Raw genomic sequence first — 14127 nt, forward strand, 5'->3', positions numbered from 1 at the left:
CTATGGCCTGCTCTCTGGTGTCGGCTTCTCGGACGTGCAATTGGTATGGATCGAGTTTAACGCCGCAGCAACGATGCGCATTCCCATTACTCGCTGGTGGCACCGAGCACGGCGTCGAGCGAGAGCGCCCAACACCGGGAATCGGGATTCAGGAAAGCGAAGTGATCTTCCCCCGGCACGATCGTCAGTCGCGCGTCGTCTCCGGCAGCGCGCGCCAACGCTACGTACCTCTCGCTCTGCGCCGCGGGCACCTGGATGTCCTCGGATCCGTGCAGGGCGGTCGTCGGGATGCCGATGGGCGTGCGGGCCGCGGGCGAGGCCGACCGGTACAGCTCGGGGTCGTCCTCGTATCGGGCCTGCAACAGCACCTCGACCGCCGGGTTCGTCCGTCCCGACGCACCGCGCGGCTCGAGATCGAGAACTCCGGCCTGCGAGACGATGCGCGACGGGCGGACCTTCGTGCCGGTCTCGCCGCCGAGCCACACGGCCAGGTGACCGCCGGCGGAGTGGCCGATGACGCGGACGTCGTCGATCCCGACCGGGGCGTGCTGCTGCAGTTCCCCGGCAACCACGTCGAGTGCCGCAGTCACATCGGACTGCATCTCCGGCCAGTGCCCACCTGCGCCGACGCGTCGGTACTCGATGTTCCACGCCACCGCTCCGGCTCCGGCGACTGCGCGAGCGAACTGGGTGCCCAGGTTCGATCCGTACTGTCCGCTCCAGAACCCGCCGTGTACCACCACGACCACCGGCGTCCGGTGATCCATCGGCTCGGCCGGCAGGTAGAGGTGGCCGAACTGCTCCGGATGATCGCCGTACGCGATCTTGATCCGCGCGCTCATGCGTTCTGGAAGTCGGGCGGGAGTTGGGTCCACCGCGAGGTCAGGACGCCCAGCGCGCCCAGAGCCACAGCTCCTGCCGTCGAGGTCCGCAGCACCGTCGGGCCCAGCACCACCGGCGTCGCACCCGCCTCGGTGAGAGCGGCGACCTCCCTGTCGTCGAGACCGCCCTCGGGTCCGACCACGATCACGACCTCGGGAACCGAGTCGAACGGCAGGTCCCGGAACGCCGAAGTAGCCGCCTCGTGCAGCACGGCGACGATTCCGCCGCGCTCCACGACGCCGCGTACGAAAGTGTCGACCTCCCGCGAATCGTGCAGCTCGGACACCTCGGGGATGTATGCCCGACGCGACTGCTTGGCGGCTTCCGCCGCGGTGCTGCGCCACTTCGCGACGCCCTTGGCTGCCTTCGGGCCCTCCCACCGTGCGACGCATCGCGCGGACTGCCAGGGCACCACAGCATCGACGCCCGCTTCCGTGGCCAGCTCGACGGCGAGCTCCGATCGGTCCGCCTTCGGCAATGCCTGCACCAGCGTCACCACCGGAGTGGGGCGCGGCATCTCACTGCGCGATTGCACGGTCAGTTCGAGCCGGTTCTTCTCCGCTGCGGCGACGACCGTGTCGGCCAGGCCGCCCGCTCCGTCACCGAGCAACACCCGCTCGCCCACCCGGATGCGCCTCACCGTCGCGGCATGGTGCCCTTCCTTGCCGTCGAGCACCGCGAGCTCGCCGACGTTCGGTAGAGGCGAGAGGTAGAAGACCGTGGGGGCCATCGATCAGCGACCGCTGAACGCTTCCCGCAACCGCGAGAACAGGCCGCCGCTGTGCGCCGAACCGGTGGTGACGACCTCCGCCGAGTCGCGGTCGCGCATCGACCTGAGCTGTTCGAGCAAATGGGTCTGCTTGCTGTCGAGCTTGGTCGGCACGATGACCTCGAGGTGCGCGTGCAGATCGCCGCGAATACCGGACCGCAGCTTGGGCATACCGTGACCGCGCAGCACCGTCGTCGAATTCGGTTGTGTGCCTTGCTCGATCGAGATGTCGGTGGGCCCGTCGATGATCGCGTCGATGTTGACCGAGGTGCCGAGAGCGGCGTCGACCATCGGAACACGGACGGTGCAGTGCAGGTCGTCACCGTCGCGCACGAACACCTCGTGCTGCTGTTCGACGATCTCCACGTACAGGTCTCCCGCGGGTCCGCCGCCGGGACCGACCTCGCCCTGAGAGGCCAGTCGAATGCGCATGCCGTTGCTCACGCCGACGGGCACCTTGACCGAGATGTCGCGACGCGACCGGACGCGACCGTCGCCGCCACACTTGCGGCAGGGGTCGGGAATGGTCTCGCCTGCGCCGCGGCAGGTGGGACACGGACGGCTGGTCATGACCTGGCCGAGGAACGAGCGCTGCACCGACTGCACTTCACCGGCACCGCCGCAGGTATCGCAGCGAACCGGCTTGGAGTCACCGTTGGTGCCCGAGCCCGTGCACAGGTCGCAGAGAATCGCCGTGTCGACGGTGATGTGCTTGGTCACGCCCGTCGCGCACTCGTCCAGGGTGAGCTTGGTACGCAACAGCGAATCCGCTCCCGGCTGGACGCGCCCCTTGGGCCCGCGCTGGGATCCGCCCGCGCCGCCGCCGAAGAACGCCTCGAACACATCTCCCAGGCCGCCGCCGAATCCGGCTCCACCGAATCCACCACCGCCGCCGCCTCCGCCGCCCTGCTGCAGCGGGTCGCCGCCGAGGTCGACGATGCGACGCTTCTCCGGATCGGAAAGCACCTCGTATGCGGTGGAGATGTCCTTGAACCGAGCCTGCGCGGCCTCGTCCGGGTTGACGTCCGGGTGCAGCTCTCGCGCCAGCTTGCGGTAGGCGCGCTTGATCTCCTGGTCCGTCGCCTGCTGGCCGACGCCCAAAGTCCCGTAATAATCCCGTGCCACGTCGTCTCTTTCGTCCTAGAAGATGAATCTCGTTCGGTGAAGCTGTGTGCCGGCCGGCCGTGCCCCCGCCGCCGGCGTTCGATCGGTTTTCGCTCGTCTCAGCGCTCGGCCAGGACCTCGCCGATGTACCTGGCAACCGCGGCGACCGACGCAATTGTTCCTGGGTAGTCCATTCGGGTCGGCCCGAGAACACCCATTCCTCCGAGGACCATGCCAGCCGACCCGTACCCGGTGGAAATCACCGATGTCCCTCGCATTTCCTCGACCTGCGTCTCCTCGCCGATCCGCACCGTGACGGTGCGGGTGTCCTGCGTCACTGCGAGCAGCTTGAGGACGACCACTTGCTCTTCCAGCGCCTCGAGTACCGCCCTGAGCGATCCGGGAAACCCCGCGTCGCCGGCGAAATCGGCGGCATTGCGCGTCAGGTTCGCCGTCCCGCCGAGAACCAGGCGTTCCTCGGGATGCTCGACCAGCGATTCCACCAGTACCGTGGCCGATCGAATCATCGCGTCGCGTAGCGCAGGTGGAGCGTTCTCGGCGAGTTCGGCCACCGCAGCCGATGCCGCCGCCAGACGCTTGCCCTCGAGTGCACCGCCGAGAAGACGCCGCAGCTGCGCAAGATTCTCGTCGTCGATGACGTCACCGAGTTCGACGATGCGCTGATCGACTCGCCCGGAGTCGGTGATGAGCACCAACAGCAGCCGGGCCGGGGTGAGCGCCACCACTTCCAGGTGGCGAACCGAGGACGCCGACAGCGTGGGGTACTGCACCACGGCAACCTGCCGGGTCAACTGAGCCAGCAATCGGACGCCGCGTCGCAGCACGTCGTCCAGGTCGACGCCGTTCTCGAGGAACTCGAGGATGGCGCGGCGTTCGGCCGCGGACAGCGGCTTGACGTCCGCTATTCGGTCGACGAACTGCCGATAGCCCTTGTCGGTCGGCACCCGACCGGAACTGGTGTGCGGCTGCGCGATGTACCCCTCGGCCTCGAGCACGGCCATGTCGTTGCGCACCGTTGCACTGGACACCCCCAGGTTGTGGCGTTCGACCAGGGCACGTGAACCGACGGGTTCTTGGGTGGACACGTAGTCCGCCACGATCGCTCGTAGAACCTCGAACCGCCTGTCGTCGGTGCTCGACATCGGTGCCCACCTCCGTTCTCGTTTCCAATCGTCGCTCGAGTCTAGTAGCCGGCGAACGCATGCTCGTGCAAGGCCTTACTGTGGTCCGAGTGGAAACGTTCTTTCGATTCGGTCCAGCGGCTCGAGGCTCGCGATGATCTTCAAGGGTGTTCGTGACGGAAAGCCGTACCCCGAGCACGGTCTGTCCATCAGAGACTGGTCGAGAATCCCGCCACGCCAGCTGCGTCTGGACGAGATCGTCACCACCACCAAGGTGCTCGAGCTGGACAGATTGCTGTCCGAGGACTCCACCTTCTACGGCGATCTGTTCCCCCACGCGGTGCAGTTCCGCGGCGTCATCTACCTCGAAGACGGCTTGCACCGCGCAGTGCGTGCGGCACTGCGCAATCGAACGGTGTTGCACGCCAGGGTGTTCGACTACGACGCCCTCGGAGCCTGAAACAGACTGTTCAGGCGGCAGCGATGGTGCGCACCACCGCGTCGGCCAGCAATCGGCCCCGGTCGGTGAGCACGAGTCGTTCTCCGCGGCGCACCATCAACCCGTCTGCGACGGTCTGTTCGGCAGCGGCGCGCTCGGCCGGCCCGAGCAACCTCATCGGCACTCCCGAGCGGAGACGGACGGTCAACATCAGCTCTTCCAGGTGTCGATCCTCGGCGCTGAGCAATTCGCTGCCGTGCACCGGTAGGTGTCCTGCGGCAAGGCGATCGGCGTACGCGGCCGGGTGTTTGACGTTCCAGAACCGGGTGCCGCCGATGTGGCTGTGTGCGCCGGGCCCAGCGCCCCACCAGTCGCCGCCGTCCCAGTAGCCGATGTTGTGGCGGCACTGCGCGTCGGCGTCGGTGGCCCAGTTCGACACCTCGTACCAGGACAGCCCTGCGGCGTTCATCGCCGTGTCGATGCGTTCGTATCGGCTCGCCAGCACGTCGTCGTCGGGTGCAGGCAACTCACCGCGGCGAACCTTGCGGGCCATGGCGGTACCGTCCTCGACGATCAGCGCGTAGGCCGAGACGTGGTCGACGCCGGCCTCGAGCACTGCCGCGAGGGACTGGTCCAGATCGCTGTCTCGCTCGCCGGGAGTGCCGTAGATGAGGTCGAGATTGACGTGCTCGAAACCGGCCGCGCGCGCTTCCTTTGCCGCGGCAACCGCTCGACCGGGCGTGTGGGTGCGATCGAGGACGGCAAGCACATGTGGTGCAGCGGACTGCATTCCGAGCGAGATGCGGGTGAAGCCCGAGTCGCGGAGCCGGTCGAAGAATTCCGGGGACGTCGATTCCGGGTTGGATTCCGTGGTCACCTCGCCGCCGTCGGTCAATCCGAAACTGGACCGAACCGCACCCAGGACGTCGGCAAGACCGTCGCCTCCGAGCAGCGAGGGCGTGCCACCTCCGATGAAGACGGTGTCTGCCGTCGGAACGCGACCCGTGCGAGCCTGCATCAGCCCCGCGGCGGTGTCCAACTCACGTCGCAGACCCTCCAACCAGGACTGCGGCGACGCCGATGTGCCCAGCTCACCCGCCGTGTAGGTGTTGAAGTCGCAGTACCCGCACCGCGTGGCGCAGAACGGAACGTGCACGTAGATCCCGAACGCGCGGTCCCCCACTCCGTCGAACGCCTCGGTCGGCAACTCGAAGGTGGACGGGACGGGAACGACGGTATTCACGCCCTCCAGTGTCCCAGAGTTCGGGCACACCCGATCCCACCCGCCCTGCCAGCCTATTTACCCCAAATTTTGGGTAAATAGCCGCCGCGGTCGTTCGTCCCCGGGATGACGTGGCACAATGGCATCCGTGACCGACTCAGGAATTCGACTCGTGGCGCGCCGCCATGTCGATCTCGGCCGTGTCTGCAGCGCGTCGTGTCGACCCACGACCGGCTGCTGACCAGCCTCCTTCGAGCACGTCCATTCGATCCACCGGATTCCCACTGTCGTCGAAAGCGCAATTGCCTGCGCTCTCGTCCCGGGTACCGGCCAGCACAAAGATGCAGGAGCAATGCATGTCGTCGACCAGCGACGCGACCACCGACGCTGCTTCCGTTCCACCACGGGAGCGCACGCCGCGGCCGACCAAGCGTCGCGCCGAGGGCCAGTGGGCCCTGGGGTACCGGGAGCCACTGAACGCCAACGAACAGTCCAAGAAGGACGACAACCCGCTCAACGTGCGAGCCCGCATCGAGAACATCTACTCCAAGCAGGGTTTCGACAGCATCGACAAGGGCGATCTTCGCGGCCGCTTCCGCTGGTGGGGCCTCTACACCCAGCGTGAGCAGGGCTACGACGGCACCTTCACCGGTGACGACAACATCGATCTGCTCGAGGCCAAGTACTTCATGATGCGCATCCGCTGTGATGCCGGCGCGCTGAACCTCGAGCAGCTGCGTGTCCTCGCCGGCATCTCCCAGGAGTTCGGTCGCGACACCGCAGACCTCTCCGATCGGGAGAACGTGCAGTTCCACTGGGTCGAGGTGGAGAACGTCCCCGAGATCTGGCGTCGAATCGAAGCGGTCGGCCTGAAGACCACCGAGGCGTGCGGCGACTGCCCCCGAGTGGTGCTCGGTTCCCCGCTCGCGGGCGAGGCCGTCGACGAGATCCTCGACCCCACCTCCGCCATCGACAAGATCGTCGAGCGCTACATCGGCAAGCCCGAGTACTCCAACCTGCCGCGCAAGTTCAAGACGGCGATCTCGGGCCTGCAGGACGTGGTGCACGAGATCAACGACTGCGCGTTCGTCGGCGTCGTGCATCCCGAGCACGGGCCCGGACTCGACCTGTGGGTCGGCGGCGGCCTGTCCACCAACCCCATGCTCGCGCAGCGAGTCGGGGTCTGGGTTCCGCTCGAGGACGTTCCCGACGTATGGGAAGGCGTCGTCTCGATCTTCCGTGACTACGGCTACCGCAGGCTTCGCACCAAGGCACGCCTGAAGTTCCTCATCAAGGACTGGGGCATCGAGAAGTTCCGCCAGGTCCTCGAGGACGAATACCTGCACCGCAAGCTCATCGACGGCCCGGCTCCCGAGAAGCCCGCTCGACCCCGCGATCACGTCGGGATCCAGAAGCTCAAGAACGGCCTCAACGCCGTCGGGGTGGCACCCATCGCGGGCCGCGTCTCCGGCACCATCCTCGCCGCCGTCGCCGACGCCGCCGAGAAGGCCGGGTCGGATCGCGTGCGATTCACGCCGTACCAGAAGCTGATCGTCCTCGACGTTCCCGACGAATCGCTCGAACAGCTGATCTCGGACCTCGATGCGTTGGGCCTACCTGCACGGCCCTCGCACTGGCGCAAGAACCTGATGGCGTGCAGCGGCATCGAGTTCTGCAAGCTCTCGTTCGCCGAAACCCGCAAGCGCTCACAGGTTCTCGTGCCGGAGCTCGAAGAGCGCCTGTCCGATATCAACAGCAAGCTCGACGTGCCGATCACGATCAACATCAACGGCTGCCCCAACTCGTGCGCGCGGTCGCAGATCGCCGACATCGGCTTCAAGGGCCTGTTGGTCGACGACGGGGACGGGAATCAGATCGAGGGTTTCCAGGTTCATCTCGGAGGCAGCCTCGGCCTGGACAGTGCGTTCGGCCGAAAGTTGCGCCAGCACAAGGTCAACAGCTCCGAGCTGGGAGATTACATCGACAGAGTGGTGCGCAATTTCGACAAGCACCGCGAGGACGGCGAACGGTTCGCTCAGTGGGCCGTGCGAGCAGACGAGGCGGATTTGCGATGAGTACCAGGCTGAATTTGACGGTTGAGGAATTGAAGGCAATCGCCGAGCGCGGTGCCCGCGAACTCGACGGAGCGAGTCCGCTGGAGCTGCTGCAGTGGACCGAGGACAACTTCGGTGACGACTTCATCGTTGCCTCCAACATGCAGGACGGGGTGCTGGTTCACCTCGCTGCACAGGTTCATCCCGGTGTGGACGTGTTGTTCCTCGACACCGGCTACCACTTCGCCGAGACCATCGGGACGCGCGACGCCGTCGAGTCCGTCTACGGCGTCCGGGTCGTCAACGCCCGAGCCGAGAAGACTGTCGCAGAACAGGATGCGATCGACGGCAAGGACCTGTTCGCCCGCGAGCCCAATCGCTGCTGTGCGATGCGCAAGGTCGCCCCGCTGAAGAAGGAACTGGCGAACTACAGCGCGTGGGTCACCGGTATCCGCCGAGTCGAGGCCCCCACCCGCGCCAACGCCCCGCTCATCTCGTTCGACGACGCCTTCGGTCTGGTCAAGATCAACCCGATCGCGCCGTGGTCCGACGAGCAGATGCAGGCCTACATCGACGAACATTCGATTCTGGTCAATCCCCTCGTCGACGAAGGCTATCCGTCCATCGGGTGCGCACCGTGCACCGTCAAACCTGCCCCCGGAGCCGACCCGCGTAGCGGTCGTTGGGCCGGCAAGGCCAAGACCGAATGTGGGTTGCACGCCTCATGACACTCGATCTCACCTCGGCCACCGTCGGTCGGACCCATCTCGACGCAGATCGGTTCGACACCCTCGACGCACTCGAATCCGAGGCCATCCACATCTTCCGTGAGGTGGCGGGCGAGTTCGAGCGCCCCGTCATCCTGTTCTCCGGCGGCAAGGACTCGACAGTTCTGCTGCACCTGGCAATCAAGGCGTTCTGGCCCGCTCCCCTGCCGTTCGCACTGCTGCACGTCGACACCGGACACAACCTGCAGGAGGTGCTGGACTTCCGCGATCACGTGGTCGCCAAGTACAACCTGCGCCTGCACGTGGCCAGCGTCGAGGAGTACCTCGCCGACGGACGCCTCACCGAGCGCCCCGACGGCATCCGCAACCCGCTGCAGACCGTGCCCCTCCTGGACGCGATCTCCGAGAATCGGTTCGACGCCGTCTTCGGCGGTGCCCGACGCGACGAGGAACGAGCTCGTGCGAAAGAGCGAATCTTCTCGCTGCGCAACGCATTCGGCCAATGGGAGCCAAAGAAACAGCGACCCGAACTGTGGAACCTGTACAACGGCAAGCATTCCCCCGGCGAGCAGGTGCGCGTGTTCCCTCTCAGCAACTTCACCGAACTCGACATCTGGCGCTACATCGCCCGTGACGACGTGGAACTGGCGAGCATCTACTACGCCCATCAGCGACCCGTCTACCAGCGTGACGGCATGTGGATGACGCCCGGCGTCTGGGGCGGACCGGCCGAGAACGAGGAGCTGCAGACCCTGTCGGTGCGCTACCGCACCGTCGGCGACGGATCCACCACCGGCGCAGTGCTGTCCGAGGCCGCCGACAACCAGGCAATCCTCGCCGAGGTAGCCGCGTCCAGGCTGACCGAACGCGGAGCCACCCGCGGCGACGACCGCGTCTCCGAGGCTGCCATGGAAGATCGCAAACGAGAAGGATACTTCTGATGAGCAGCACAGGAACTCAGCTTCTTCGCCTCGCCACCGCGGGGAGCGTCGACGACGGCAAGTCCACCCTCGTCGGACGGCTCTTGTACGACACCAAATCCGTTCTGGCAGACCAGATCGACGCGGTCACTCGGGCTTCGGTGGACAAGGGCCTGGCCACGCCGGACCTGTCGCTGTTGGTCGACGGTCTGCGCGCCGAACGTGAACAGGGCATCACCATCGACGTCGCCTACCGCTACTTCGCGACGCCGCACCGCTCGTTCGTACTGGCCGATACCCCCGGCCACGTGCAGTACACCCGCAACACCGTCTCCGGTGCGTCGACGGCTCAGCTCGTCATCCTGCTGGTCGACGCCCGCAAGGGTGTCATCACGCAGACCCGCAGGCACGCAGCGGTTCTCGCTCTGCTCGGCGTTCCGCGCCTGGTGCTCGCGGTCAACAAGATCGATCTGGTCGAGGACCCCGCAACGGTGTTCGCCGAGATCTCGGCCGAGTTCAACTCGCTGACCTCCTCCCTCGGCTGGTCCAGCGAGGACGTCATCGAGATCCCGGTGTCCGCACTGCACGGCGACAACGTCGCGGTGAAGTCGGACAAGACCCCGTACTACGACGGACCCACCCTCATCGAACACCTCGAGTCGGTTCCGGTCGACGCCGAACCGCACCGGGTCGGTCTGCGATTCCCCGTGCAGTACGTGATCCGGCCGCGCACAGCGGACTTCCCGGACTACCGCGGATATGCCGGCCAGGTCGCAGCGGGCTCCGTCGACGTCGGCGACGAGGTCGTCATCCTGCCCTCCGGCACCCGAACGACAGTCGAGCGCATCGATACCGCGGACGGCGAATTGCGTACCGCTCATGCCGGACGCAGTGTCACCCTCGTCCTCGCCGACGATGTCGACGTCTCGCGCGGCGACACCATCGCCTCCCCGCAGGACGCACCGGAGCCGATCGGCGACTTCGAGGCCACGGTGTGCTGGCTCGCCGAGAAGCCGCTTCGCCCGGGCGCTCGCCTGCTGCTCAAGCACGGCACTCGCACCACCCAGGCCATCGTCGGGACACTGATCGAGCGGTTCGACGAGCAGGAGCTCACCGCACAGGAAGGCCCGGAGTCGTTGGAGCTCAACGAGATCGGCCGAATTTCGGTGCGCGTCGCGGAGCCCATCGTGGCAGACGACTACGCCGTCAACCGGCACACGGGCAGCTTCCTGCTGATCGATCCGGCCGGCGGCAACACGTTGGCTGCCGGGCTCGTGGGCAACGCTCTGGCTGCCGTCGAGCTGGGGTCGGCAGTTCCCGCGTGAGCGCACTGATCGCGGTTGCCCACGGCAGCCGTGACCCGCGCTCGAGCGCCACGATCCACCGCGCCGTCGACGCCCTGCGTCGACGGCGACCGGATCTGGACGTGCGCGTGGCGTTTCTCGATCTTTCCGAGCCCGGCGTCGATCAGGTGGTCGACGACCTGGCCGATGCCGGGCACGGACGCATCGTCGCCGTTCCGATGTTGCTGGGCAAGGCTTTTCATGCGAAAGTCGATCTGCCCGAATTACTGCAGGCCGCGAGAACGCGACACCCGCACGTCTCGATAACGCAGGCCGACGTTCTGGGAGACGACCGACTCCTCATCGATGCAGTCCGCGACCGGATCACCGACACCGGTGTCGCAGTAACCGATTCGACGGTCGGCATCGCCCTTGCCGCTGTCGGCTCCTCGGTGGCACCGGCGAATCAGCGCACCCGGGTGATCGCGCAGAAACTGCTCGCCGGAACAGACTGGGCCGGAGCTGTGACCTGCTTTGCGACCTCGGTCTCCCCGTCCCCCACCGATGCGATCGCACAACTGCGCACGCTGGGAGCCGACCGCATCGTCGTGGCACCCTGGTTTCTGGCCCCGGGACTGCTCACCGACAGGATCGAAGCGTCGGTCGCAGGCCTGCCGAACGTGGTGCATGCCGAGGTGATCGGAGCACATCCGGCGCTGGCAGATCTGGTGTCGCGGCGCTACGACTCCGCAGTCTCGATGGGTCGTTCCGCAGGCTCCACTCCTGCGGCACGAGCTGGTGCAGCACCGGAGCCGAACGCTCTACCGCACCGGTTCAACGAACCGGTGCACCAGCAATCGCGTCGGCATCGCTAGCGTCTGCGATCTTCGGCACCCGAGTCGCTCGCACGTACACCGTCTCGCCCTCGCGCAGACCGAGAGCCTCACTGTCGCCGCGGGTGATCTGCGCCGCGAACAGTTCACCGGTGGCCGCATTCTTCAGTTCGACCTTCACCTCGAAGCCGAGGTGTACCACCCGCTCGACGACGGCCCGCGTCACACCGGCCGATTCGGCCGTCCCGCTGGCCTGAGCCTGCGCCAACGACGGATCGCGTCCGACGCGTATGTCGTGCGGCCGCACCAGAAGTCCGTTCAGTTTGGCGACCTGCCCCAGGAACGACATCACGAAATTGTTGGCCGGGCGATCGTAGAGATCTTCCGGGCTGCCCACCTGTTCGATGCGGCCCTTGTTGAGCACCGCGATCCGATCGGCGACGTCGAGCGCCTCCTCCTGATCGTGGGTCACCAGCACGGTGGTGACGTGAACCTCGTCATGCAGTCGACGCAGCCAGGTACGGAGATCGGCCCGCACCTTGGCGTCGAGCGCGCCGAAGGGCTCGTCAAGGAGCAGCACCTGCGGGTCGACGGCGAGTGCGCGGGCCAACGCCATGCGTTGGCGCTGTCCACCGGACAGCTGGGCCGGGTAGCGACTCTGGAACCCGGCGAGCCCGACGATCTCGAGCAACTCGTCGACCTTCTTGGCGATCTCGGCCTTGGGCCGTTTACGAATCTGCAGGCCGAAGGCGACGTTGTCACGCACTGTGAGGTGTTTGAACGCCGCGTAATGCTGAAAAACGAACCCGATCTCACGGCGCTGCGGGCTCACCCACGTCACATCCTGGCCGGCGAGCACCACCCGACCGGAGTCGAGCTGTTCGAGCCCGGCGATGGAGCGCAGCAGAGTGGACTTGCCCGAGCCACTGGGCCCGAGCAGCGCCGTCAACGATCCCTTGGGGATGTCGATGCTGACGTCGTCGAGCGCTGCGAAGTCGCCGTAGTGCTTGTTGGCACCGACGACGGAGATCTCGATCTCGGGGGATGTCTCGGTCATTACTTCGTCCTCTTCTTGTCGAGGGCCGTCATCAACAGCAGCACGACGACGGCTATCGCCATGAGCAGTGTGGACGCGGCGTACGCGCCCTGCTGATTGAAGTCCTCGTACCGTGAATTGACCAGCAGCGTGAGCGTTTGGGAGATACCGGGCAGATTGGTCGAGACCATGATCACCGCACCGAATTCACCGAGCGACCGTGCGACGGTGAGTACGACGCCGTACGTCAACCCCCACCGGATCGCCGGGAGAGTGATGCGCCAGAACGTCTGCCACGACGACGCACCGAGCGTCGAGGCGGCCTCTTCCTGCTCCTCACCGATCTCGTACAGCACGGGTTCGACCTCGCGCACGACGAACGGCAGCGTGACGAAGATCGTCGCGATGACCATGCCGGGAAGCGCGAAAATGACCTTGAAACCGAGGCTTTCGACTCCGCCGAACCATCCATTGGCACCCCACAGCAGGATCAGTGCAACGCCGGTGATGATCGGCGACACCGCGAACGGCAGATCGACGATGGCTTCCAGGACACCTTTGCCACGGAACCGTCCGCGTACGAGCGCCAGTGCGGTGACCACACCGAACACGATGTTGATCGGAACCACGATGGCGACGATCAACAACGACAGCTGCAGTGCCGACTGTGCAGCCGGGGTGGTGATCTGCTCCCAGAACGTGACGACGCCGTCCTCGAACGTGCGAAACAGGATGGTGGCGAGTGGAAAGAGCACCAGAACGGCGAGATACAGCAGAGCCACGGTGCGCAGCGTCAGCTTGATCGGCAGACCGATTTTCACGAGATCTGCTCCTCACGTCGGGCCAGGCGATTGCCCACCACGCGAAGGACGAACAGCACTGCGAACGCGATCGCCAGCAGCACCACGGAGATCGCCGCCGCATCGGTTGGGCGGTCGTACTCGATGAGCTCACGGATGTACTGCGACGCCACCTGTGTGTCGTTGGGGATGTTGCCGCCGATGAGCACAACCGACCCGAATTCACCGATGGCGCGCGCGAAGGCGAGCCCCCCACCGCTGAGGATCGCCGGCAGCAGGACCGGCAGGACGATGCGACGGAAGATGGTCCAGTTGTTCGCGCCGAGCGAGGCCGCGGCCTCCTCGACGTCCTTGTCGAGCTCGATCAGCACCGGCTGAACCGCTCGCACCACGAACGGCAACGTGACGAACAGCAGCGCGACGATCACCGCGGGCTTGGTTGCGTTGAACACCAAGCCGACCGGACTCGCCGGACCGTACAGCGACAGCAGAACCAGGCTCGCCACGATGGTCGGCAGTGCGAACGGCAGATCGATCAGGGCGTTGACGAATCGCTTGCCCGGGAACTCGTCCCGCACCAGGACCCACGCGATGAGGGTGCCGAGAAAGAGGTTGACCACGGCCGCGGCCACCGACACCTGCAACGTCACCTTGAACGTGGCCAGTGCGCGTTGCTCGGTGACCGCGTTCCAGAAGCCGGTGAGACCGTCGTCGAACGACTGAACCGTCAACGCCGCCAGAGGAAGCAACACGATGACGCTCAGCCACAACACGGCGACCCCGAGACCGAGTGGCCCCACCGACCCAGGGCCCCTGAACTTTCGGCCTTCCCGCCCGGCACGAAACCGAGGTCTCGTACCGGGCGGGACTGGCGAATCCGCAGTTGCGGCTTCGGTGGTCGAAGATGGCATCGAT

The 14127-nt window shown here is 66.1% G+C and carries 14 protein-coding genes; 6 read left to right on the forward strand and 8 right to left on the reverse strand.

The window, feature by feature from the left end; genetic code table 11:
• Positions 1 to 86: 86 nt before the first annotated feature.
• From R3P95_RS14690 to hrcA, 4 genes are all read right to left on the reverse strand, one after another.
• The gene (locus R3P95_RS14690; protein ID WP_317548642.1) at positions 87 to 842 is read right to left on the reverse strand and encodes an alpha/beta hydrolase family protein; all 756 of its coding nucleotides are present in this window, start codon (positions 840 to 842) and stop codon (positions 87 to 89) included.
• The gene (locus R3P95_RS14695) at positions 839 to 1612 is read right to left on the reverse strand and encodes a 16S rRNA (uracil(1498)-N(3))-methyltransferase (protein ID WP_317548643.1); all 774 of its coding nucleotides are present in this window, start codon (positions 1610 to 1612) and stop codon (positions 839 to 841) included. The genes R3P95_RS14690 and R3P95_RS14695 overlap by 4 nt, the downstream gene beginning before the upstream one ends.
• A 3-nt stretch (positions 1613 to 1615) precedes the next feature.
• Positions 1616 to 2776, reverse strand: coding sequence for a molecular chaperone DnaJ (gene dnaJ / locus R3P95_RS14700; RefSeq protein WP_317548644.1), 1161 nt, complete (start codon positions 2774 to 2776; stop codon positions 1616 to 1618).
• 98 nt (positions 2777 to 2874) lie between these two features.
• On the reverse strand, positions 2875 to 3918 hold the full coding sequence (hrcA, locus tag R3P95_RS14705) for a heat-inducible transcriptional repressor HrcA (protein ID WP_027497502.1): 1044 nt from the start codon (positions 3916 to 3918) through the stop codon (positions 2875 to 2877).
• Between the two features lie 133 nt (positions 3919 to 4051).
• Between hrcA and R3P95_RS14710 the strand changes: the two genes are divergently transcribed.
• Positions 4052 to 4357, forward strand: coding sequence for a type II toxin-antitoxin system VapB family antitoxin (locus tag R3P95_RS14710; RefSeq protein WP_008715485.1), 306 nt, complete (start codon positions 4052 to 4054; stop codon positions 4355 to 4357).
• A 10-nt stretch (positions 4358 to 4367) separates the two neighbouring features.
• Here the strand turns inward: R3P95_RS14710 and hemW are convergent, their stop codons facing one another.
• A complete protein-coding gene (hemW, locus tag R3P95_RS14715) occupies positions 4368 to 5579 on the reverse strand; it encodes a radical SAM family heme chaperone HemW (RefSeq protein WP_317548645.1) in 1212 nt (403 codons plus the stop codon).
• Positions 5580 to 5914: 335 nt separating this feature from the next.
• Between hemW and R3P95_RS14720 the strand changes: the two genes are divergently transcribed.
• Genes R3P95_RS14720 through R3P95_RS14740 form a run of 5 tightly spaced genes read left to right on the forward strand, consistent with a single transcriptional unit; the run spans position 5915 to position 11418 of the window.
• Positions 5915 to 7633, forward strand: a complete 1719-nt coding sequence (locus R3P95_RS14720; RefSeq protein ID WP_317548646.1) for a nitrite/sulfite reductase — start codon at positions 5915 to 5917, stop codon at positions 7631 to 7633.
• Complete coding sequence (locus R3P95_RS14725) at positions 7630 to 8340, forward strand: phosphoadenylyl-sulfate reductase (protein WP_149406206.1); 711 nt, start codon at positions 7630 to 7632, stop codon at positions 8338 to 8340. Before R3P95_RS14720 ends, R3P95_RS14725 begins: the two co-directional genes overlap by 4 nt.
• Positions 8337 to 9281, forward strand: a complete 945-nt coding sequence (gene cysD, locus R3P95_RS14730) for a sulfate adenylyltransferase subunit CysD (protein WP_037193075.1) — start codon at positions 8337 to 8339, stop codon at positions 9279 to 9281. Before R3P95_RS14725 ends, cysD begins: the two co-directional genes overlap by 4 nt.
• Positions 9281 to 10585: a sulfate adenylyltransferase subunit 1 gene (locus R3P95_RS14735; RefSeq protein ID WP_317548647.1), complete on the forward strand. Its 1305-nt coding sequence runs from the start codon at positions 9281 to 9283 to the stop codon at positions 10583 to 10585. Before cysD ends, R3P95_RS14735 begins: the two co-directional genes overlap by 1 nt.
• The gene (locus R3P95_RS14740) at positions 10582 to 11418 is read left to right on the forward strand and encodes a sirohydrochlorin chelatase (protein WP_317548648.1); all 837 of its coding nucleotides are present in this window, start codon (positions 10582 to 10584) and stop codon (positions 11416 to 11418) included. The genes R3P95_RS14735 and R3P95_RS14740 overlap by 4 nt, the downstream gene beginning before the upstream one ends.
• Here R3P95_RS14740 and R3P95_RS14745 read toward each other — a convergent pair.
• The 3 genes from R3P95_RS14745 to cysT are packed head-to-tail and all read right to left on the reverse strand — an operon-like array spanning position 11378 to position 14123.
• Positions 11378 to 12433, reverse strand: a complete 1056-nt coding sequence (locus R3P95_RS14745) for a sulfate/molybdate ABC transporter ATP-binding protein (RefSeq protein WP_149406209.1) — start codon at positions 12431 to 12433, stop codon at positions 11378 to 11380. The two genes, R3P95_RS14740 and R3P95_RS14745, sit on opposite strands and share 41 nt — an antisense overlap.
• Positions 12433 to 13233, reverse strand: coding sequence for a sulfate ABC transporter permease subunit CysW (gene cysW / locus R3P95_RS14750; protein WP_149406210.1), 801 nt, complete (start codon positions 13231 to 13233; stop codon positions 12433 to 12435). Before cysW ends, R3P95_RS14745 begins: the two co-directional genes overlap by 1 nt.
• Positions 13230 to 14123 (reverse strand): sulfate ABC transporter permease subunit CysT, encoded by an 894-nt coding sequence (gene cysT, locus R3P95_RS14755; protein WP_262498381.1) that lies wholly within the window; start codon positions 14121 to 14123, stop codon positions 13230 to 13232. The genes cysW and cysT overlap by 4 nt, the downstream gene beginning before the upstream one ends.
• Positions 14124 to 14127: the final 4 nt, after the last annotated feature.

The organism is Rhodococcus cercidiphylli (assembly GCF_033042225.1).
Taxonomy (GTDB): domain Bacteria; phylum Actinomycetota; class Actinomycetes; order Mycobacteriales; family Mycobacteriaceae; genus Rhodococcoides.